We start from the raw sequence: 22,541 nt of genomic DNA, 5'->3' as shown, positions 1-22,541 counted from the left end.
GATTATTCTTCAACCACCTTGATCTTTACAGAGCATGATACGCCGTGTGTCAGCTTTATAGCAGCTGTGAAATCACCGAATGCCTTGATCTCTGTATTAAGATTGATCTTCTTCTTTTCAACATTAACGCCGTACTGAGCCTTGAGAGCGTCGGAAACTGCACTTGCAGTAACTGCACCGAAGAGCTTTCCGCCCTGTCCTGCCTTAGCCTTGATAACGACTTCCTTATCACCGATCTTTTCAGCGATCGCCTTGTTATCAGCTGTTTCAACGTCGATCTTGTGCTGCTGTGAAGCCTTTTTGCCTGCAAGGTCATTGATGTTCTTTGCAGTAGCCTCAACTGCAAGTCCCTTTCCGATGAGGAAATTTCTTGCATATCCGTCTGCTACATTGAGGGTGTCCCCTGCTTTACCTGAACCCTTAACATCTTTTAACAAAATTACTTTCATAATTTTCACTGCCTTTCTTATTTGGAATTATTTCTTATGTATTCATCAATAGCTTCATTTAGCTTTTTCTTAGCATTTTCAATGTCAGTTTTCATCTGCGTTGCAGCCATAGTAAGATGTCCGCCGCCGCCGAGAGCCTCCATAACTATCTGAACGTTGAATGCACCCATACTTCTTGCGGAAATATTTACTATGCCGTTCTGTTCATACATAACGAATGACGCATTTACGCCTGTTATGCCCAGCAGCTCGTCCGCAGCCTGTGATGAGGCGATACGGATATTGGAGAAATCCCCTTCTGCGCAGGCGATAGCGCACTTTCTGTAAATATGTGCAGAATTGATTATAGCAGACTTCTGATGATACGTTTCTATGGAGTTTGCAAACATCTTCTTTACGGCAATAGTATCTGCGCCCATTTTTTTCAGATATGCTGCCGTTTCAAATGTAGTAACACCGGTTTTCATTACAAAATTCTTAGTATCGAGCATTATACCCGACATAAGAGCCTCTGCCGCATAAACGTTTATGGACGTTCTGTCGCCCCAGTATTCGATTATCTCCGTCACAAGCTCTGCCGCCGATGACGCACCCGGTTCAAGACAGGAAGCTATAAGCGGCTCGATACCATTGACCATTCTTCTGTGGTGGTCAATGACAACGATATTCTTCGCCTTGCTGACTATCTCCTTAGACTCCACAAGTGCAGGATTGTGGGTATCCACCACGATAAGCAGCGTATCCCTGTCTATCCTGTCATATCCCTCTTCGGGAGTGATGTAATAATTTGCTATCTCGTTATCCTCTATGTACTTGATAAGCGACTTAGCAAGATTTTGTTCCTTATTTACAACAACGTAGCATTCACTTACTATCTTCCTCAGCGCACAGCACAGACCTGTTGCCGAACCGACGCTGTCCAGATCGCCGAAACGATGACCCATAATAAGTACACGTTTAAAGCCCTGATTATCTTCCTCGTCAGTGCGGTAATTTCTAAGGCTCTCCACACTGCCGGGGCGAACTATTTCAAGAAGCGTTTCCGCAAAAATACGGATCTTTACTCTGTTGTTGTTGTCCGCAGCATTTGAAACTCCGCCGAAAAATCTGAACTCGCCGTTTTCTCTTACAGCAGCCTGATCTCCGCCTCGTCCCTGACAAAGCTCCAAAGCCTGCTTTGCAAGCTTTTCACACTCTTCAAGTCCCTTACCCTCTCTGCCGACACCGATAGAAAGAGTAACGTTCGCTCTGCCGTTGACCTTTATCTCTCTTGCCTCCTGAAGTATCTTGAACCTGTTTTCGATCTTTCTTGACAGGTATCTTTCCTCCATAAAGACATAGAATTTATCGTTTGAGACCTTCTTTGCAATAGCCGTTGTGCCGTCGAGAAAACGCTCCATAAGCTTTTCTATCTCAACAACAACGTGAGCCTTTTCGCTCTCACGGATATTTGCCATAAGGTCGCTGAAATTATCTATAACGATGATAATTACAGAGTTATGTGACTGGTATGTATCATAACGCAGCTCGGTATAATCCGTCACGTCATTGAAATACACCATAGAAAGCTCATTTTTTGAATCGGTATGGACAGCTTTTGCCACATAGTATTTCTTGTAAATACACACCTGACAGCCGCTTGGCTTGAAAGCCTCGTTCATATCTATATTCATCAGCTCCAGCAAAGATATGCCGTAAGCCTCTTCCTCGTTATAGACATTTCGTTCAAACAGCTTGTTATACCAAACTATCGAACAGGTATTATCTATTATAACGCAGGGCGCAGGGAAAAAGAGCAGCGAATCCCGCTCCGTTTTGGATATTGCAGAGGAAAGCTTTGCTATATGCTTTTTATTCTGATTGCGGAATATAAAAGCCTCCAGCAGCAAAAGCATTATTGCCGTACAGGACACAAGTATAAGCACACTGCCTACATCGCTTTTCTCCTCTGTACCGTGGAGTGTGAACGCACCAATAAGTGCAGACAGCGCCACCACAGCCATTGTCATATCAAGCAGTATCTGAAAACCGTTATTCTTCTTCATAATGACCTGCCCCTTGACTATCCGTTTTTGGTTCTTCCTTCATTTTTTATATCTCCATTATGATTGGCAGTATCATAGGACTTCTCTTTGTCTTTCTGAAAATGAAATCAGAAAGGTTATCCTTCATTCTGCCCTTTATAGCATTCCATTCATGCATATGGTTATCAAGACAATTCTGGAGCGTATCTGTCAGCAGTTCCTTAGCCTCGTTCATAAGCTCCTCGCTTTCACGGACATACACAAAACCTCTTGAAACCACATCAGGACCTGCAAGTATCTCGCCCACAGTTCTGTCGATAGTGGCAACGGCAATTATAAGACCGTCCTCAGCAAGATGCTTTCTGTCACGGAGGACTATCGCTCCAACATCACCTACGCCCAGTCCGTCAACAAGCACTCTGCCTGCGGGAGCCTGACCTGTGATGCGCATATCCACTCCGTCCGTTTCGATAACGTCGCCTATGCCGCCGATTATGATATTCTCCTCCGGTATGCCCACCGACATTGCCGTTTCCTTATGCTTCATAAGGTGCTTGAACTCGCCGTGAACAGGGATAAAGAACTTAGGCTTTGTTATGGAAAGGATAAGCTTCTGCTCCTCCTGACAAGCGTGGCCTGAAACGTGTACCTCGTACATCTTTTCATAGACCACCTCAGCGCCCAGCTTCATAAGGTCATTGACAACTCTTGTAACAAGCTTTTCGTTTCCTGGGATAGGGTTAGCGGAAATGATGATAAAATCGTTAGGTGTTATAGACACCTTCCTATGCTCGTTCATTGACATTCTTGAAAGAGCGGACATAGGCTCGCCCTGACTTCCTGTGGTGACAAGAACTATCTGGTCGGGTGAATATCTTGATATCATATCTATATCAATAAGAACGCCGTCAGGCACTTTAAGATAGCCAAGCTCGATGCCGACGCTGATAACGTTCACCATGCTTCTGCCCGAAACCGCTACCTTACGGCCTGTATTCACAGCGTTGTTTATTATCTGCTGTATTCTGTGTACATTTGACGCAAAGGTCGCAATGATTATACGCTTGCCCTCAGCCTTGCTGAAAAGCATCTCAAAACTGTCGCCGACCTTGCGCTCGCTCATTGTATAGCCGGGTCTTTCAGAGTTGGTCGAATCGGACATAAGTGCAAGAACGCCCTTGTTGCCCAGCTCCGCCAATCTCGGCAGGTCTATTATACCGCCCTCGATAGGCGTATAATCCACCTTGAAATCTCCCGTATGGATAAGCACACCGGCAGGGGTATGGATAGCCATTCCCACAGCGTCAGGGATAGAGTGATTTACTCTTATAAACTCCACCGCCATACAGCCGAGCCTTACAGTCTGACGTGGAACGACAACATTTAGCTTTACGCTGCCCAGAAGTCCATGTTCCTTCAATTTACCCTCCACCAGTCCAAGGGTAAGTCTTGTTCCGTATACAGGGACATTGAACTTTTTAAGGAAATAAGGAAGTCCGCCGATATGATCCTCGTGACCATGTGTCAGAACGATTCCTCTTAACTTTTCAATATTCTTCTCAACATATGTGAAGTCAGGTAAAACGATATCTACACCCAGCATTTCGCTGTCAGGGAACGCAAGTCCGCAGTCTATGATGAACATATCGTTTGAACACTCGATAACTGTAAAATTCTTTCCGATCTCATTAAGTCCGCCGAGTGGGATTATCTTTACAGGTGTGCTGCGCTTAAGCTCTCTCTGTTTAGGCTGGCGGTTATCCTGATTTTTAGGACGCTGTACTCTCTTTTTCTGTATATATTCTCTGTTTTCCTTTTCTTTGCTGTTCTCTCTGCCGTCCTTGCCCTCTCTTTGCGGCTTGAGCATTTCAGCGTCAGCGGACGGCTTATTCTGTCTTGCCTTGGCAGTAAAACGTCTTGAAGTAAAATTTCTGCCTGAATTATTATTATTTTTCATAGATCAAAATGGCGTTATGATATAGTGACCCTTTTAGTCGGGGCAAACTACACAAACGCAGATACTCCTTTCTGAAACAGGCACAGCTGCGCCTCCTGCACAGGCTGAGCCATATAAAATATTTGATTTTTCCGTTAGATAAAATTCTACCGCAGCCATTGTCTGTTGGAAACTGCGATGATATAAAAAGCACGGCTTTGAGAAAAAAATATATGGTCAAAGACCATTCTCAGATAAGATCAAAGTGTTAAATTGAAGCCGCACATAGATCCCGACTAAAGCAACCCGTCGGAAAGACTATCCGAACAAAAATATCTGATTCTATTTTACTCCATTTCGTTCAGATTGTCAAGGGCAAATGCTCCCAGACTATTTCAAGTTATTTACAGAGCACACCTTTACGGTGCTTATCTGTGGCTTTCGAGCCGTTTTATTTTTTCGGCTATCTCATCGCATATAGCCGCCGCACATTCACAGTCTGTGCTTTCGGCATAAACCATTATACCGCCTGCCCTTTTAAGAGGTATTATATGCGCCCTTGCCTGAGAATTTTCAAAATACGCTCCATAAGTCCCATACCTTTCTCCATGGACTCCGCCGAACCTTTTCATTACCTCGTTTCTTGAACATGAGGAAGAAATATATCTTTCTGTGATGTACAGACGGTGTATGCCTTTCAGAGCCGCACCGAGTGTGATATGGTTTTCGCTCAGTATCCTGCATATCTCACAGCACAGCGCAAGTCCGTCACGGACAAACAGATTATCTGTACGCTGTGCCGTCTTAACAGCCTCTCCGCCCTGTTCGGAATTTCTCACATATCTGTACAGCCGTCCGCAATGATCCTCAGCTGAACTATCCGCAGACGCAGGGAAACATACAGGCAGCGAAACTGCTTTTCCCGCTTTGAAATGCTCTGCCGCCGCAATGCAGACAAGGTCCTCCCATGTGACATTTCCCGCCGACTCTGAAAATGCAGTACATTTTCGCCCGTCAGAGGATATATGAAAAACTATCCTTTCTCCGCTGATATCATTCAGCTTGTGTATGACTATATCGGAATAGACCGCCGTGAGCCTGTCATTTGCTCTTATCTGTGCGCTCACTCCGCAAAATTTATGCGGCACAAGCTTTTTAAGATGATCGAGATATATCATCTCGCCGTCAGACTTGACTGTTTTTCCAAAATTCACAGAGCCGTCCTCTTTGCAGCAGCGTATTTTCCTGTGTCTGTAATTTGTTTCAATAGCATCTTCCATTTTGCGGCTTATTCTAAGTCCTGCCGCAGACATTATATTTATACTGCAATGAGTGTTCAGCTCGGTAAAAATTCCAAGCTCTGCTCCGTAGAATTTTGCGGCATAGGCAAGCTGCGGCAGGGTGCATTCACCTATATCTATAACATTGCACCCAACAGCGGCAATGCCGCAGTTTACGGCTTTTGCATAAAGTGCTGAACCCTCTCTTGCGCTGTATCCCGAAACCACAGATGTTCCTGCCTGCAAAGCCGTACCGCAGGCTGAACCGAAACGCACTGCGTCAGACAGTGAGCAGGCTGTCCCCGACAAAGTGAACACGCCCTCATCATCTATATATTCGCAGCTTTCCCTGCCCGAACTCATATGATCCCTGACTATCGTTCCTGCACCGATACGGCTTTCAGCCTTGACGGAGGCATTCTTTTCTATCTCACAGCCGCTTTCTATAACAGCATAAGCGCCCACAGCAGAATTTATGCCTGCTTTTGTGTTTCTGCCAAGCTCTGCGCCGTCCGAGATGACCGCTGACATTACACCGCACATCTCCGATATCACCGCATTTTCTCCGACATATGAGTAGGTCACATTGCTTTTGCTCCCCACAGAACAGCCGTCATCAAGAACCGTTCCGCTGCCTATGACAGAACCTTTGGATATCGAAACATTCTTTCCTATATACACAGGAGGGATAATAGTAACTCCGCTGAAATTCCTGTCTGTATGAGAAATTATTTCCTTGTCAGACTTTTCAAGCATATGCCTTTGAAGATCAAGAAAATTTTCGGGATAAAGCATTCTTGTAAAATACCCCTCTGCTTTACAGGCGGTAAGCTTTCCGCCCTGCCTTGCAAGGTCTGTGAGGACATCTTCCACAAGATCTCTGCCGTCAGCAAAGGACTCCTCTCTGAAAATATCCCCGCTGACAACATATATCCCTGCCAACACTTCCGTATATCTTACATCAGCCGACGAGTCAGGTATCACAGCATTTATCTCTTTGTTTTCATCAGCAATAACGCATACCCTGTCCCTGTGATCTCCGCTTTCGCAGGTAAGGGCGGTACAGAGCGCAGCCCTGTCATTATGCATATCAACAAGCCTTTTAAAAGCAGAACTGCCACATTCAAAATAAGCGTTTGCCTCTGCAATAATAATGCACTTTTCATTATGGTCTGCGGCATATGCCACCGCAGGGGCAGTGCCGGTTTCATTGCTGCCTGCAAGATCAAGCGGTATCCCACGATAACTGCCGTCAGTGAAAAGCTCCTTTATCTGCTCTGCACCCCAGCCAACGGCTAAAGTTATCCTATCAGCACCCATATCCACAAGTTTGTCAAGGGTATAAAAGATCATCTCCCGTCCGCATATTCTAAGCATAGCCGACGGTCTTTTCATAGTCAGCGGCAGCAAGCGCTCACCTTTTCCTCCACATAATATAACAGCCTGCATACAAAGCACCTCCGAAAAAATTTAAAGTTTAACGTTCTTTTCAGAATTATTGGATAACTGCAAAAATTTATACAGTAAAAATGCAGAGCTTTTGCTGTTGAAAAATAAAAAGATCTGTGATATAATTATTAGACTGTAAACAACACAATATCTCAGGAGGAAAGTATATATATAATGAGTGAATATATTGAACTTAAAAGAAAAGCGCTTGAAAAATATTTTTCAAGAATGAACAGCGAACAGCGCAAGGCTGTTTTTAAGATAAAAGGCCCTCTGCTCATACTTGCGGGAGCAGGCAGCGGAAAGACCACTGTACTTGTAAACCGAATTGCAAATATGATCTATTTCGGCAACGCATACAATAGTGAATACTGCCCTGCGGCGATAACGGAAGATGATATGCAGTTTCTTCGTGATTTTGCGGAGGGAAAAACATCTGACAGCGCAGCTCTTGCAGATATCGTTGCTGAGGACTGCGTAAAGCCCTGGAGCATACTGGCTATCACATTCACAAACAAAGCCGCAAATGAATTAAAGCAAAGAATAACCGATATGCTGGGTGAGGCCGGCGAAGGTCTTACCGCAGCCACTTTCCACTCAGCCTGTGTAAGGATACTCCGCCGAGAGGGAGATAAGCTTGGGTTTTCAAGCAGATTTACCATATACGATTCAGACGATTCACGCAGGACTATAAAAAGTATCCTCAGCGACCTTGACATTTCAGAAAAGATGTTCCCTCCTAAGATGATACTTTCTGAAATATCCCACGCAAAGGATTCGATGATATCAGCCGAAGATTATCTTTCCGACGCTCAGGGCGATTACAGACTGCTGACTATCGGCAAGGTATACAAGAGGTATCAGCAGGTGCTTGCTGCCTCAAACGCAATGGATTTTGACGATATAATCTGCCATACGGTAAAGCTTTTTGAGGAAAATCCCGATGTTCTCGACCACTATCAGAACCTCTACAAATACATAATGGTCGATGAGTATCAGGACACGAACAAGGTACAGTTCAAGCTTGTTTCCCTGCTTTCAAAGAAGTTCAACAACCTCTGCGTTGTGGGTGATGACGATCAGAGTATTTACAAGTTCAGAGGAGCAACTATTGAAAATATCCTTAACTTTGAAAATGAGTTTTCCTGTGATACTGAAACCGACGTTATAAAGCTTGAGCAGAATTACCGCTCTACTCAGAACATATTGACCTGCGCAAACGTACTTATACAGAACAATCAGGGCAGAAAGGGCAAGAACCTGTGGACTGCCGCAGGCGACGGCGACAAGGTAGAGATATTCAGCGCAGCAAACGAGCGAAGCGAGGCAAAATTCATTGCCGATACTATTCTTGACGATATACAGAACGGAGAAAAATACGGTGACCACGCTGTTCTTTACAGAATGAACGCACAGTCGAACTCTGTTGAGCAGGCTATGATACAGTCAGGCATACCTTACAGGATATTCGGCGGTCCGAAATTCTACGACCGAAAAGAAATAAAGGATATGCTGGCATATCTTGATGTTATAAACAACAATGCGGATATGCTGAGATTAAGACGTATCATAAACGAACCTAAAAGGGGTATCGGCGATGCTACCGTCAGCATTATAGAACAGATATCCTCTGATCTTGGCGAAACCCCAGTCGAAGTAATGCGCCGTGCGGAGGAGTATGCTCCACTTGTGAGAAAAGCTAAGGTGCTTACTGCGGCGGCGGAAATGTTCGATGATCTTATGGACGCAGCCGACCTTGTTACTCTCCCAGAACTGCTTGATCTTATAGTTGACAGAACAGGCTACGGCGACTATCTGAAAATGCAGGGTGTTGAGGGCGAAGGCAGACTCGAAAATATCGAAGAGCTTAAATCCACCATGGCGAAATATGAAGAGGACGCTGACGAGCCGAGCCTTTCGGGATTTCTTGAGGAGATCGCACTCTACACAGATATAGACAACATGGACGAAAACGGCGACTACGTTGTGCTTATGACTATGCACGCCGCAAAGGGACTGGAGTTCCCTGTTGTATTCGTTGCAGGAATGGAGGATAACATCTTCCCGTCGGCAAGAAGTATGGAAAGCGATGCTGACCTTGAAGAGGAACGCAGACTTGCCTATGTTGCCATAACCCGTGCAAAGCGCAAGCTTTACCTAACCTGCGCTCAGCAGAGAATGCTTTACGGACGCACCGAAAGAAACCGCATATCACGCTTTATAAAGGAACTGCCTGCTGAAAATATCGAGAAAAAACGTCAGGCAGGGCTTTCCGAAACTCAGAAAGGTTTTGAATCGCCTAAAAATGTTTCTCTCAGACAGCAGATGGCTATGTACAACAGATCGTCAGCGGAAAGTTTCTCAGAAAGCACTGTTTACAGCGCAGGCGAAAGGATAAAGCACAAGGTGTTCGGCGAAGGCACTATACTCAAAGCCACACCTATGGCGAACGATACTCTTCTTGAAATAGCTTTCGACACCAAGGGTACTAAAAAGATAATGGCGAATTTCGCAAAAATAATAAAGCTTTAAAAGCTTAAAAAGCTAAAAAATTACACCGCATATGAAGATCATATCTTCCGTATGCGGTGTATTATTTTTACTGTATTACTTTTCGGTGTACCATTTTTTCAGCGTTTTTTCGGCAAGCTTTCCGTAGATAGTGAAATCACGGTTTTCCTTTGCCTTTTCCTCCGGCGGAAGAGTAGCCTTCCAATCCCACCAGAAATATCCGCAGAACCAGTCCTTATCCCAAGTTGCAGCCATTGCGGACTCATAGAAATCCGACTGCTCCTGCTCATCTATCGGCAGTTCGGGACGGTCGTGGAAATCCCAAGGATACATTGTACAGCCCTGTTCGTTTCTTACGCCTATCTCAGCGAACATAACAGGTCTGCCGTAATGCTCGTGGCATTTTTCAAGATTTTCAACAATGCCCTTCCATTTCTCGTTCATTGCCTCTATGCCCTTATGTTCCTTATCTGTAACAGGGTAATATCCGCTTATTCCGATAACGTCAACGTCCGACAGCCACTCAAATCTGAACTCATCACCGTGGTTGATGTTATGCATAACTATTCCGCTGTAAACCTTTCTTACCTTTGCGATCATATCCTTACAGAACGCTGTCTGCTTGTCCATTCCTGCCATTTCGCAGCCTGTGCAGAGCATTTCACAGCCGTACTTTTCTGCAAGCTTTGCATAGTGGAGCATAAATCTGTTATAGGAATCGAACCACTTTTCCCAGTAGCCGCACTCCTCTGTTGGAAAATCTATCCTTGCTCTCCATGCTCGGTCAAGGCAGTTTACCATAGGTTTAAGGCAAACTTTCAGTCCAAGCGACTTTGCCATTTTTATTGCGTGTATGATCTCCTCATCGGTCTGTGTAAGTCCGTAAAGGGAGAACACAGTTGTTGACGCAAAGGTTTCCTGCCAGCCGTTTACTGTTATGCATATCCAGTTAAGACCGTTTGAGGCAAGCCTTTTCATAGACTTTTCAGCCTCTTCCGTGAGCATTTCACCCTCTCTGGAGAAAAATCCCCATGTATAGCCTTTGCAAAAAATATCCTTATTCATCTAATACCTCATTTCTTCTCATAGGTCTGTATCACAAAGCCGCAGGTCACATCAAGCTCCTGTACGCTTTTGAGCTTTTCGGACGCTTCCTTTGACGTTTTGTAGAAATACGGAGTCATGGTGAAAAGGTTCCATATATCCTCCGCCGATGACAAATGCTTTGTGTATTCAAACACAGTTTCGTCCGCAAGCCTGAACTTGTTCAGACCATAAACGTTCGGCTTGTTTTCATACGGCTTTTCGTAAAGCAGGCTTTTCAGCTCAAACAGATGTCTTGGTGACGGCGAAACCACCACAAGCTTTCCGCCCTTTTTCAGTTTCAGAGCATACTCATCATTCGCCACAGGAGCAAATGTGCAGACGATACAGTCAGCAAACCCTTTTCTGAACGGCAGCTCAAATGATGAGGCTACCGCAAACTCGCAGTTGTGTATGCCGCCCATATGCACCCTCGTCATACAATGCGCCACAGCGTTTTTTGATATATCAATACCGCAGAACTGCGCCTGAGGTATCTTTTCTGCATAAACGCAGGTATAAAATCCCTCTCCGCAGCCGCTGTCGATTATCACAGGCTTTTCTATGCCTTTGACAAGACCGCTCATTATTTCCGCAGTTTTTTCAGCAAGCGGAAGATAATATCCCTTATCGAGGAACTCTGTTCTCGCCTTTACCATTTCGGGATTATCTCCTGCATTTTTAGGATTTCGCCCTGCGGTAGTCAGCAGATTCACATATCCTTTTTTAGCTATATCAAAGCAATGCCCGTTGCGGCAATGCAGAGTATTGTTCAGTTTTTTCAGTTTTTCCTTACAAACAGGACACAGATACATTTTTATCACCTGAAATATTATAGCACAGCCGCAGATTTATTTCAATAACAAACCAATTTTATTTAAAGAACATTCTGCATCTCTTCATCAATAATTTTCATTTCAAAAGCTTTCATGTTCATATTTTTGCCTTTGAAATCAAAGCTCACATCTTCCTTGCTGTTGTTGAAGCAGAAATACCAGCGCTTGCTGCCGTTCTCTCTTGATGTTATTTCCACTCTTTCAGGGATATCCTTAAAGAATTCTATGCCTTTTTCCGCAAGCACATCAGCGGCAAATTTTCTCAGATACATTTTGAAAAGGACTGTTCCGATATAGTAGCATCTGCCCTTGCCGAAGTCATTTACTGCCGCAGCTGCGCTGTTTTTATAGTAATTTCCGTCATATGTGAGCAATGGCTTTGCGCTGTCGCATTCAATGATATCGCTCCAGCTTGTGCTTTGCCAGCTTTCTCCGCTTACGTCCTTTACATTCACTCTGTCATAACCCATAGGGTCATATTCAGCTACGGCACAACCTGAAACGTCAGTAAATCCTGTCGGCATCTGCGACATAACGCAGGCATTATCCTTATCCTTTACCATACTGCGGCAGGTCAAAATCAGAGTACCGCCCTGAGCCACATACTCCCTCAGACGCAGTTTCATCTCCTCAGAGCATACATAAAGCGACGGAGCACAGACGATATCATACTTTGAAACATCATCGGTATCTGAAATTATATCAACGTTCACGCCATGTGATGAAAATGCGTCATGGTATGCCTTGAGCTGATTATAGTAGTAAAATCCCTCTGTCTGCGGCTGGAGCTTGAGCGCAAGGTCGCTGTCATAGGAATAGATAACTGCCACTTTTGAATTTATGCGGCTGTCGGTAATCTCGGAAAGCTTTTCTGCGTCGCTGCAAAGCTCTGCAAACTCATTGAATCTTCTTCCGGGAACATTGCTGTGATCTATAAGACCATGCCAATGCATCTCTGCACCCTTGCAGGCAGTTCTCCAACGGAAATGCAGGATAGTATCTGCGCCGTGTGCAATAGCCTGAAGTGAATATCCTTTTATCATACCGGGATATGAAGTATGTCCCATAGGCATCCAACAGCCCATTCCTCCGCTCAGCTGCTCCATTATCCAGAAGTTTTCGTTCTTTACGCCACGCATAAAATCAAGGTGGAATGAATGTGAATAATACTCCTCATTATTCTGAGGTATGTTAAGAGGAGGATAATTGTCATAAGAAACAAAGTCAAGTCCCTCAAAAGTCTTATGGAGGTCAGGCATTGCCTCGCAGAACCAGCTGTTTGTGGTTATAGTCACATCTGGGCAGTTCTTTCTTATGATATCAGCCTGACGCTTTACATATTCTATCATATCATCAGAAGCAAATCTGTAATAATCAAGCATATATGCAGGGTTGAGCCATGCGTGATTATACTTGTCGGTAGGTGCTTTTATCTGTGACCAATCAGAGAAATTACCGCTCCATACAACATCACCGTAGCGCTCGTTCATCTCATCAAGGCTCGAATATTTATTTTTCAGCCATCTGCGGTATCTGTCCATACAAACGTTGCAGGCGCAGATATTAGATTCAAGCTCGTTGTCTATCTGCCATGCGATAACCGACTTTCTGCCCGAAAAATGCTTTGTCATCTCTTCAACTATCCTGCTGCTTAGTCTTACAAACTCAGGATCGTTATAGCATCTGTGACCTCTTATGCCCGTTGCGATATGTCCCCCGTCGGGTGATATCCTTACTGCGCTGGGATATTTCTCATAAAGCCACATCGGCGGACAGTTTGTCGGTGTACACAGAACTACCTCTATGCCATATTTTTCAAAGAGATCTATTGCCTCATCAAACATGGAAAAATCAAATATTCCCTCAGACGGCTCCATTATGCCCCATGCAAACTCCGCAAGTCTTACTATTTTTACACCTGTTTTCTGCATAAGACGTGCATCATCTTCCCACAGCTTTCTGTCCCAGTGTTCTGGATAATAGTCCACTCCGATCCTCATATATATATTCCTTTCTGTAATCGTATAATAAAAGCTGAAATAAAATTTGTATTATTATTTTAATCTCACTGAGGCAGTCCGTCAATAGCAAAACCACAAAATTTACAATTTTATAACACAAGAAATTGCTTTTCTGTATCTTTGATGTTATCATACAAAATTCAAGTTATTTTTTAATATCAAACTATCAAAACTACATAATAAATTTATGGCTACGTCTTGAAATTGCACATATTATATGGTATAATGTTTTAAAGTATAAAATAAGCGGATATTATGCAAAACTGACCTATATCCGTAATTTTCAGGGACGTGAATGTTTTGACAAAAAAATATAAACTTTTAGCTCTTTGTATTTCAAAGGTTTTTGATGACGGAAACCGGGAGTTTATAGAAACGCTTAACAAAGAAATGATACCCCACGGCTGGCGGCTTATTGTTTTTAACACCTGCTCAGACCTTTACTGGAACTCGCCGTCAGACAAAGGTGAAGAATCTATTTTCTCTCTTATTGATTACAATTATATAGATGCATTGGCTATACATTATGAAAGGATAAATAATGAAAGAATACGCCGAAATCTTGTTGACAACGCTGTAAATCACGGCAAGCCCGTTTTTATAATCAATGGTCACTATCCAGGCTGTATAAATGTTAATTTTGACAGCTATAATGGATTTAAAAATGTGGTACTCCACGTTCTGGAGGATCACGGACTTACTGACCTGCATTTTATGGCAGGAATAAGAAATAACAGCGTATCTGACGAACGCATGAGTATTTTCCGTGACGTACTTGCTTCTAAGGGCATAGGTTTTAACAACGATATGGTAAGCTACGGTGACTTTTGGTCTGTACCTGCTAAAGAGGCAACAGAAAAGCTGTTGGAACGTTCTAAACTTCCGCAGGCTATAATCTGTGCAAACGATAGTATGGCTATCGCAGTATGCTCTACCCTTAAAAGGCATGGCATAAGAGTGCCTGAGGATATATGCGTTACTGGCTTTGACGGCGTAGCAGAAACTCAGCTGAGCCAGCCAAAGATAACGACCTGTGCCTGCAATTATTCAGATATGGGCAGGCTCATTGCAGATTGTCTTGCGAAGAATGATTTTAAAGCAAGCGACCGCCTTATACCAACTACACTGATAAGTGCCGAATCCTGCGGTTGTCATTCAATAGATAATTCCATTGCTGTCGATCTTATGATAAAGACTAACAACTGCTTCTATCGTTACAGAGAGGAAGAGCGCAGCCTTAATGAAATGTCCTCAAAGATACAGCACTCGGCTAACATCAAAACGGCATCTGCCGAAATAAAGCGTCATATAATCTACGACTGTGCAATAATGCTCAACGAGGATTGTATAAATCCTTCAATAAACCCGCAGCATATAAATCCACAGCCGTACACAGAAAAGCTTTGTCAGTTTTTCTGTGAAAATGATGATGAACCGCAAAATCCAAGACTTGTAGATAAAGATTATTTTTACAATAAATTAGCAGCTCTGCTTGATCTTAAATATCCGATAATCTTTTCACCGCTCAACTTTCTCGATATCCCGCTGGGATTTATATATTTTCATTTCTTTGATTATAATATTGAAAATTACTGTAAAATACCACAGACAGTAGGTGCGCTGAACACCGCCATTTCCGGTTACAAGAACAATCAGTATCAGCGGTATCTCACAAGCAAGTTTGAACATATGTATCAGACTGACGTTATGACGGGTTTATATAACCGTGTGGGCTGCATGAAAGAATTCACCATACTTTCCGACTCACTCAGACCGCTGAACGGCAGCATAACCTTTGTTATGGCAGATATGAACAAGCTTAAATACATCAACGATACTTTCGGACATAATGAGGGCGACAGCGCAATATGCGCCGTTGCGGACTGCATAGTCAGTGCTCTCCCCGACAACGCTGTCTGCGGCAGGATAGGCGGAGATGAATTTATCGCTTTCTTTGGCACTCAGTGCGACAACTCCGCAATAGCCGAAAAGATAAAAGAAAGTATGGCTAAATACAATCGCACATCGGGCAAGCCTTACGAGATATCCGCAAGCATCGGTGTTATAAGCAAAGTTGTTGACAACACCTGCGATATGGAGGATTTCGTAAGCGAGTCGGACAAGCTTATGTATATCGAAAAGAACAAAACTCATAGCAATTGACCGTAATATCAGAGCAGCATATTAAAGTGCTGCTCTTTTATATTGTGTATTGATTTTTTCAGACATATATGTTATAATCAATATAGGTATCCGACACATTTCGGAAAATTTTTAGAAAAGGGAGATACGATAATGACTAAATATCTTGTAATGCTCTGTGACGGTATGGCTGACTACCCTATCGAACAGTTCGGCGGCAAAACTCCGCTGGAAGCAGCATATACCCCTAATATGGACAAAATGGCTGAAAAAGGCGTTGTCGGTCTGGTAAAGACTGTTGCTGACAACCTTAAACCTGGTTCTGACGTTGCTAACCTTTCTGTGCTTGGCTATGACCCGCAGGTATATTATACAGGACGTTCACCGCTGGAGGCTGGATCTATCGGAATTGATATGAAGCCTACTGATGTTTCATTCAGATGCAACCTTGTTACACTTTCTGATGAGCCTGAATATGCCGACAAGACTATTCTCGATTACTGTGCAGACGATATTTCTACTGACGAGGCAAAGATACTTATTGACTATCTTGCCGAGCATTTCAATAATGACGAATTCCAGCTTTATTCAGGCGTAAGCTACCGCCACTGCCTTATCTGGAACAATGGTACACTTGATGTCGGAACGCTTACACCTCCTCATGACATCACAGGTAAGTCTATAAAAGATCATCTTCCTGACCCTGAAAAGGTAGGAAAGCTTTACGATATGATGGTAAAGAGCTATGATCTTCTTAAAGATCACCCTGTAAACAAGGCAAGAGTTGCAAGGGGCAAGCGTCCTGCAAACTCGATGTGGTTCTGGGGCGAGGGCAAGAGAGCAAGCCTTACTCCGTTCCTTGAAAAGTATGGTCTTAAGGGTTCGATGATCTCTGCCGTTGACCTGCTCAAAGGCATAGGCAAGTTCAGCGAGATGAATGTTGTGAACGTTGAAGGCGCAACAGGTTACATAGACACAAACTTTGAGGGCAAGGCTCAGGCTGCTATCGACGAGTTTGCAAAGGGACAGGATTTTGTATACATTCACGTTGAAGCTCCTGACGAGTGCGGTCACAGAGCTGAGGTGGAGAACAAGAAGAGAGCTATCGAGATAATTGACGAAAAGATACTCACTCCTGTACTCAAAGCTCTTGACGGATATGAGGATTATAAGGTACTTGTTTGCCCCGACCACCCTACTCCGCTGTCACTCAAAACTCACACAAACGATCCTATCCCGTTCCTTATGTATCATAAGAAGGGCGAGATCGAAGGACCCGGAAAATATGATGAGAATACTGCAAAAGCATCAGGAATTTTCATTGAAAACGGTCCTGATATGATGCAGAAATTTATTGATATGTAAAAAATCAAGCTGCCGTGCAAAACTGTACGGCAGCTTTTTCGTCTATACACATTTAACAAATTACACATATAAACTTTGTTGAAATCGACCTAAAAAGTGATTATAATGTAGATATAAACTTGAGCGGAGGTATTTCAATGGAAAATACAAACAAGAAATATGTTTTTCTCGATATAGACGGAACTCTTATTGACACAGGCGAAGTGCTGCACGAATCAACAGCGAAAGCGCTCAGACTGGCAATGGAAAACGGTCACAAACTTTTTATCTGCACAGGACGTGAAAAGCATTTTGTTTCAAAAATACTTTTTGACGCAGGACTTTCTGACGGCGTTTTCAGTGCAGGCGCAAATGTTTTCTGCGGAGGGGAAAATATTTTCCACAGCTCATTCCCTGCTGAACTGTACAACAGAATGGTAAAGGTGCTTGTAAAACACAAGGCGGTAGTAACGCTGGAAACTATCAAGGAAGAGATCTTCCTCGATCAGACTATGAAAAAGGGTTATGAAGGTTTTACCGCTTGGCTCAATGTACTGGGTGCAGTTTTCAGCAAAGATATACCACAGGACCTTGATAACGTTGACAAGATCGTTTTTGTCGGCAGCGAATCTCCTGTTTCTCTTATACAGAATGAGATCGGCAGCGACTGCAACATCGTTACAATGTCATATCAGAGCGGCGATAACGGCGGCGAGATAATGCAGAAAGGCATTACAAAGGCCACAGGCATACAGAAAGTTCTGAATTTTTACGGTGCTGACGTCAAGGACGCTATCGGCATCGGCGATGGCGCAAATGACATTGAAATGCTTCAGTTCTGCGGCACAGGCATAGCAATGGGCAACGCAGACGAACGTGCAAAGGCAGCAGCTGATATCATCACAGATGACATCGACAAAGATGGACTTTACAACGCTTTCAAACGAATGGGACTTATAAAAATTTAATACATACACAGCTCCGAAAGGTCATAACGATACTTTCGGAGTTTTTTTGCACACAAAAAAGCGGTCTGCTTTTGCAAACCGCTTTAATATCAAATATTAAAAGATGATTAGTTGTTAACCAGCTTATCCTCTTCGTTGTTCCAGCTGTAAAGCTTTCTGATCTCCTTACCAACCTTCTCAGATGGGTGCTCAGCGTGAAGCTTTCTCATAGCCTTGAAGTGAACCTGTGATCCAGCAGAAGACATATCGAGGAGGAAGTCCTTAGCGAATGTACCGTCCTGAATGTCAGAAAGAACCTTCTTCATAGCCTTCTTTGTATCCTCAGTTACGATCTTTGGACCTGTGATGTAGTCGCCGTACTCAGCTGTGTTAGAGATAGAATATCTCATGCCCTCGAAACCTGACTGATAGATAAGGTCAACGATAAGCTTCATCTCGTGAATGCACTCGAAGTAAGCATTTCTTGGGTCATAACCAGCCTCGCAAAGTGTTTCAAAACCAGCCTGCATAAGTGCGCAAACACCGCCGCAGAGAACTGCCTGCTCACCGAAGAGGTCAGTTTCTGTTTCTGTTCTGAATGTTGTTTCAAGAACGCCTGCTCTTGCGCCGCCGATACCGAGAGCGTATGCAAGACCGATCTCAGTTGCGTTGCCTGTTGCATCCTGCTCAACTGCGATAAGGCAAGGTGTACCCTTACCAGCCTGATACTCTGAACGTACTGTGTGACCAGGAGCCTTAGGAGCGATCATGATTACGTTAACGTTCTTTGGCGGTACGATGCAGCCGAAGTGAATATTGAAACCGTGTGCGAATGCAAGTGTCTTGCCCTCTGTGAGGTAAGGCTCGATCTTGCTCTTGTAAAGAGCAGCCTGCTTTTCGTCAGGGATAAGAATCATAATGATGTCGGCAGCCTTTGCAGCTTCCTCAGTTGTCATAACTGTAAGGCCCTGCTTTTCAGCCTTTTCCCAGCTCTTTGAACCTTCATAAAGACCAACGACTACGTCTACGCCGCTTTCCTTAAGGTTGAGCGCATGAGCGTGACCCTGTGAACCATAGCCGATAATAGCAACTTTCTTGCCCTTAAGTACGTTAAGGTCGCAATCCTGCTGATAATAAATCTTTGCCTGTGCCATTTTAAATTCCTCCAAAAATAGAATATAAAATTCTTTATTTTATGTAGCCGGAAGGCTATATAATCTTAAATTATTTCTTGGCGTTGAACGTATCTGAACCCTTTTCGATAGCGATAGTTCCCGTTCTTACCATTTCAATGATACCGTAAGGCTCGATGACCTCTTCAAATCTGCACAAATGTGCGTATGTATCGCAAAGCTCAAGAGTCATGGTAGTCAGCGTGATATCCATTACCTTTGCGCCTGTGATATCAGCGATAGTCATTACCTCGCTGCGCTTGTCTGCGCCTACTGAGATCTTGACGATCATAAGCTCTCTTGCAAGATATTCATCTCTGCCGAAAGTCTTGACCTTGATAACTTCTATAAGCTTGTTAAGCTGTTTTTCGATCTGTTCAACGGTATGCTCATCACCGTCTGCAACGATAGTGATCCTTGATATTGCAGGGTCATGTGTCGGACCTACTGCAAGGCTCTCAATATTGAATCCTCTTCTTGAAAACAGTCCAGAGATCCTTGAAAGCACTCCGCTGTGATTTTCCACAAGAACAGAAATTGTATGCTTCATAAATTAACCTCCAATGGGGATACTCTCCCCAACATTTTTCATTATATCACCGCAATGTTAAGATTTCCTGAATATATTTCGTGAAAGATATTAAAGGGTAGGAAAATTCTTATCCACTACTACCTCGACAAGATAGATGCCCTTATGCTCAGCAAGAGTCTGAACAGCTTTATCCATAGAATCGCTGTCCGTAACACGCATGGCTGGTATTCCATACGCCTCTGCAAGCTTTATAAAATCAGGTGATCCGTCGAGGAAAACTGCGGTCTGACGATCGTTATATCCGTTGGTCTGAAGTTCTCTTACCATTCCCAATCGGGTATTTGTGAACACAACTACCTTTACGTCTACTCCGAACTGAACGGCTGTGGCAAGCTCCATAAAATTCATCTGGAAACCGCCGTCGCCGCATACAGCAACTGTCGGACGTGATTCATCAGCCATTTTCGCACCTATTGCGGCAGGAAGCGAGTAACCCATTGTACCCATTCCGCCTGAGGTAAGAAAACGTCCGCCTTTTTTGAACTTATATCTTGAAGTCCATATCTGATTCTGACCTACGTCAGCCACGATATTGACATTTGCAGGCATTTTTTCTGAAAGTCTGCTTATAAACTCCTTCGGATTGACAGTACCGCTGACAGGCTTTACAAACTCATCGGGAGTTCTCTTTGCGTCAAGCTCGCTTATCCAACTGTCATGCTTTGAAACAGCATTCTCATCATTCTTTACGATATCAAGGATCTGCTCCAAAACTACTGCTGCGTCACCGACCAGCGGATAATCAGCACCGATATTCTTTCCTATCTCAGCAGGGTCGATATCGATATGCAGTATCTTTGTGGTCTGTGCAAGCTTGAGAGGAGTTTTAACAGCTCTGTCGCCAACCCTCGCACCCACAAGGAAGAGCGTATCGCAGGCATTCACCGCATAATTTGCAAGCTTTGTTCCGTGAGTACCTATCATTCCGTAGTAAAGCGGATCATCGTCCGCAAAAACTGAAATTCCCATCATAGTGGTTATAACTGGGATATTCATTATCTTTGAAAGTTCAGCTACCTTATCCTGTGCCTTAGCCGCAAAAACTCCTCCACCGATGCAGATAAGAGGTTTTTCAGCCTTTTCAAGAGCCTCAGCCACACGCTTTACCTGAAGGTAATTTCCCTTTGAGGTAGGACGATAGCTGCGTATCTCACACTTGTCAGGATATTCAAAATCGATGGTTTCCTTCTGAACGTCCATAGGTATATCAATGAGTACAGGACCAGGTCTGCCTGTACCTGCTATGTAAAAAGCTTCTTTAAAGGTTTTCGCAAGCTCCTGCGGGTCTTTCAGCAGATAGCTGTGCTTTACAAAAGGTTCAGCCGAACCGGTTATGTCAGCCTCCTGAAAAACGTCAGAGCCGATCTGATCCGTATTGACCTGACCTGTGATGCATACCACAGGGATAGAATCTGCATAAGCCGTAGCGATAGCAGTTATAAGGTTGGTCGCACCGGGACCGGAAGTTGCGATACAAACCGCAGGCTTTCCGGAGATTCTTGCAAAGCCGTTTGCCGCATGACCGCCGTTAGCCTCATGACGAACGAGAACATTCTTTATCTCATCACTGCTGTCCAGCAATGCGTCATAGAAAGGGCATATAGCAGCGCCGGGGTAACCATAGACGACCTTAATATTCTCAGCTTTCAAACATTCTACAATAGCCTGACTTACAGTCATCTTCATACAAAGTCGCCTCCTGTTAAAATAATAACCGCACAAAGATTTTTGCGGTATACTTTTTTTAGTATATCACATTTCCTTTATCAAGTCAACACCTTCGGCGACAAATTTAAGGACGTATCTGTCCGATTATTACTCGTCCTTATTTTCAGGCAGTTCAGAAACAGCCTCCTGAACGGAATTATTCTGCTGAGCCAGCAGATCTCTGATCTCTGTGAGCAGAGCAACGTCGGCAGGAACTTCTGCAGGAGCAGGCTCTTCTTCCTTTTTGCCGAGAAACATAAGCTTGTTAACGACCTTCATCATAAGGAATATAACAAGCGCCATTATAATAAAGTTGATAACAGCCGTGAGGAACGCACCGTAATTTATGTACTGATTTCCGAGGAGATGTATCTTTCCCTCGACCTCAGCGCCGCCGATACAGCCGATTATCGGATTGATAAAGTTCTCTGTAAATGACGTTACGATACCCTGAAAAGCAGCACCGATGATAACGCCGACTGCAAGATCCATAACGTTGCCTTTAAGAGCAAAATCCTTGAACTCGCTGACAAACTTCTTTAAAAATCCTTTTTTGTTTTTTGACATGATTCTACGATCCTTTCTTAAAAACATTAAAATACTATAATATTATACTATATTGCACTTCTTTAGTCAAGACAATTCTTTTAACTTTTTACCCTCGTGAGCAGTACAATGCAGCACATTATATTAATAAAATGTAATGAATATGTAAATAAACAGTTGTGACTATTGCAATGTAAAAAGCAATGTGATATAATAATAAAGCTGTCAGGCGAGATAATTCGTTACTGTGATGTATGTGCAGTTGCGAGATGGATTTCATATTGATTGGCTGACTCGTTAAGTGAAATGATGGGATATAGCCAAGAGGTAAGGCAACGGACTTTGACTCCGTCATTCCGATGGTTCGAATCCATCTATCCCAACCAATGACAACCATCCGACTGTTATGCAGTTGGTTTTATATACTGGGGTGTCGCCAAGTGGTAAGGCAACGGACTCTGACTCCGTCATTCCAAAGGTTCGAATCCTTTCACCCCAACCA

Annotated in this window: 15 protein-coding genes and 2 tRNA genes; 6 read left to right on the top strand and 11 right to left on the bottom strand. The window is 43.7% G+C overall.

Going from position 1 to position 22,541, the window contains the following annotated elements; genetic code table 11:
* Positions 1–2 precede the first annotated feature (2 nt).
* The 4 genes from rplI to Q0E19_RS02630 all read right to left on the bottom strand — a co-directional run bounded on the left by rplI (position 3) and on the right by Q0E19_RS02630 (position 7,138).
* Positions 3–449: a 50S ribosomal protein L9 gene (gene rplI, locus Q0E19_RS02645; protein ID WP_294407087.1), complete on the bottom strand. Its 447-nt coding sequence runs from the start codon at positions 447–449 to the stop codon at positions 3–5.
* Between the two features lie 17 nt (positions 450–466).
* Positions 467–2,494: a DHH family phosphoesterase gene (locus Q0E19_RS02640; protein WP_294407085.1), complete on the bottom strand. Its 2,028-nt coding sequence runs from the start codon at positions 2,492–2,494 to the stop codon at positions 467–469.
* A 46-nt stretch (positions 2,495–2,540) separates the two neighbouring features.
* Entirely contained in the window at positions 2,541–4,430 is a 1,890-nt protein-coding gene (locus Q0E19_RS02635) for a ribonuclease J (RefSeq protein WP_294407083.1), read from the bottom strand.
* A gap of 407 nt (positions 4,431–4,837) precedes the next feature.
* Positions 4,838–7,138, bottom strand: coding sequence for a sugar phosphate nucleotidyltransferase (locus Q0E19_RS02630; protein ID WP_294407080.1), 2,301 nt, complete (start codon positions 7,136–7,138; stop codon positions 4,838–4,840).
* Positions 7,139–7,312: 174 nt separating this feature from the next.
* Here Q0E19_RS02630 and Q0E19_RS02625 point away from each other — a divergent pair, with 174 nt between their 5' ends.
* Positions 7,313–9,670 (top strand): UvrD-helicase domain-containing protein, encoded by a 2,358-nt coding sequence (locus Q0E19_RS02625; protein WP_294407078.1) that lies wholly within the window; start codon positions 7,313–7,315, stop codon positions 9,668–9,670.
* Between the two features lie 75 nt (positions 9,671–9,745).
* Here Q0E19_RS02625 and Q0E19_RS02620 read toward each other — a convergent pair whose 3' ends face one another.
* From Q0E19_RS02620 to Q0E19_RS02610, 3 genes are all read right to left on the bottom strand, one after another.
* A complete protein-coding gene (locus tag Q0E19_RS02620) occupies positions 9,746–10,714 on the bottom strand; it encodes a hypothetical protein (protein ID WP_294407075.1) in 969 nt (322 codons plus the stop codon).
* Between the two features lie 8 nt (positions 10,715–10,722).
* Positions 10,723–11,547, bottom strand: coding sequence for a putative RNA methyltransferase (locus Q0E19_RS02615; protein ID WP_294407073.1), 825 nt, complete (start codon positions 11,545–11,547; stop codon positions 10,723–10,725).
* A gap of 62 nt (positions 11,548–11,609) precedes the next feature.
* Positions 11,610–13,556, bottom strand: a complete 1,947-nt coding sequence (locus Q0E19_RS02610; protein ID WP_294407071.1) for a beta-galactosidase — start codon at positions 13,554–13,556, stop codon at positions 11,610–11,612.
* Between the two features lie 333 nt (positions 13,557–13,889).
* On the opposite strand from Q0E19_RS02610, the gene Q0E19_RS02605 reads away from it, so the two are divergent.
* The 3 genes from Q0E19_RS02605 to Q0E19_RS02595 all read left to right on the top strand — a co-directional run bounded on the left by Q0E19_RS02605 (position 13,890) and on the right by Q0E19_RS02595 (position 18,043).
* Entirely contained in the window at positions 13,890–15,752 is a 1,863-nt protein-coding gene (locus tag Q0E19_RS02605) for a GGDEF domain-containing protein (RefSeq protein WP_294407067.1), read from the top strand.
* 132 nt (positions 15,753–15,884) lie between these two features.
* Entirely contained in the window at positions 15,885–17,096 is a 1,212-nt protein-coding gene (locus tag Q0E19_RS02600; RefSeq protein ID WP_294407065.1) for a cofactor-independent phosphoglycerate mutase, read from the top strand.
* A 137-nt stretch (positions 17,097–17,233) separates the two neighbouring features.
* Positions 17,234–18,043 carry an HAD family hydrolase gene (locus tag Q0E19_RS02595; protein WP_294407063.1) on the top strand — a complete coding sequence of 270 codons (810 nt, stop codon included), beginning with the start codon at positions 17,234–17,236 and terminating at the stop codon, positions 18,041–18,043.
* 107 nt (positions 18,044–18,150) lie between these two features.
* Here Q0E19_RS02595 and ilvC read toward each other — a convergent pair whose 3' ends face one another.
* The 4 genes from ilvC to mscL form a co-directional block, all read right to left on the bottom strand.
* Positions 18,151–19,176: a ketol-acid reductoisomerase gene (ilvC, locus tag Q0E19_RS02590; RefSeq protein WP_294407061.1), complete on the bottom strand. Its 1,026-nt coding sequence runs from the start codon at positions 19,174–19,176 to the stop codon at positions 18,151–18,153.
* Positions 19,177–19,246: 70 nt separating this feature from the next.
* Positions 19,247–19,744 (bottom strand): acetolactate synthase small subunit, encoded by a 498-nt coding sequence (gene ilvN / locus Q0E19_RS02585; protein WP_294407059.1) that lies wholly within the window; start codon positions 19,742–19,744, stop codon positions 19,247–19,249.
* A 90-nt stretch (positions 19,745–19,834) separates the two neighbouring features.
* Entirely contained in the window at positions 19,835–21,472 is a 1,638-nt protein-coding gene (gene ilvB / locus Q0E19_RS02580; protein ID WP_294407056.1) for a biosynthetic-type acetolactate synthase large subunit, read from the bottom strand.
* 129 nt (positions 21,473–21,601) lie between these two features.
* Positions 21,602–22,060, bottom strand: coding sequence for a large conductance mechanosensitive channel protein MscL (mscL, locus tag Q0E19_RS02575; RefSeq protein WP_294407054.1), 459 nt, complete (start codon positions 22,058–22,060; stop codon positions 21,602–21,604).
* Between the two features lie 289 nt (positions 22,061–22,349).
* Between mscL and Q0E19_RS02570 the strand changes: the two genes are divergently transcribed.
* Positions 22,350–22,425: transfer RNA gene (locus Q0E19_RS02570), tRNA-Gln, on the top strand.
* A gap of 40 nt (positions 22,426–22,465) precedes the next feature.
* Positions 22,466–22,541 (top strand) — tRNA-Gln (locus Q0E19_RS02565).

Source organism: uncultured Ruminococcus sp., from assembly GCF_934476685.1.
GTDB lineage: Bacteria > Bacillota > Clostridia > Oscillospirales > Ruminococcaceae > Hominimerdicola.
This window is presented reverse-complemented; position numbering and strand designations above follow the sequence as displayed.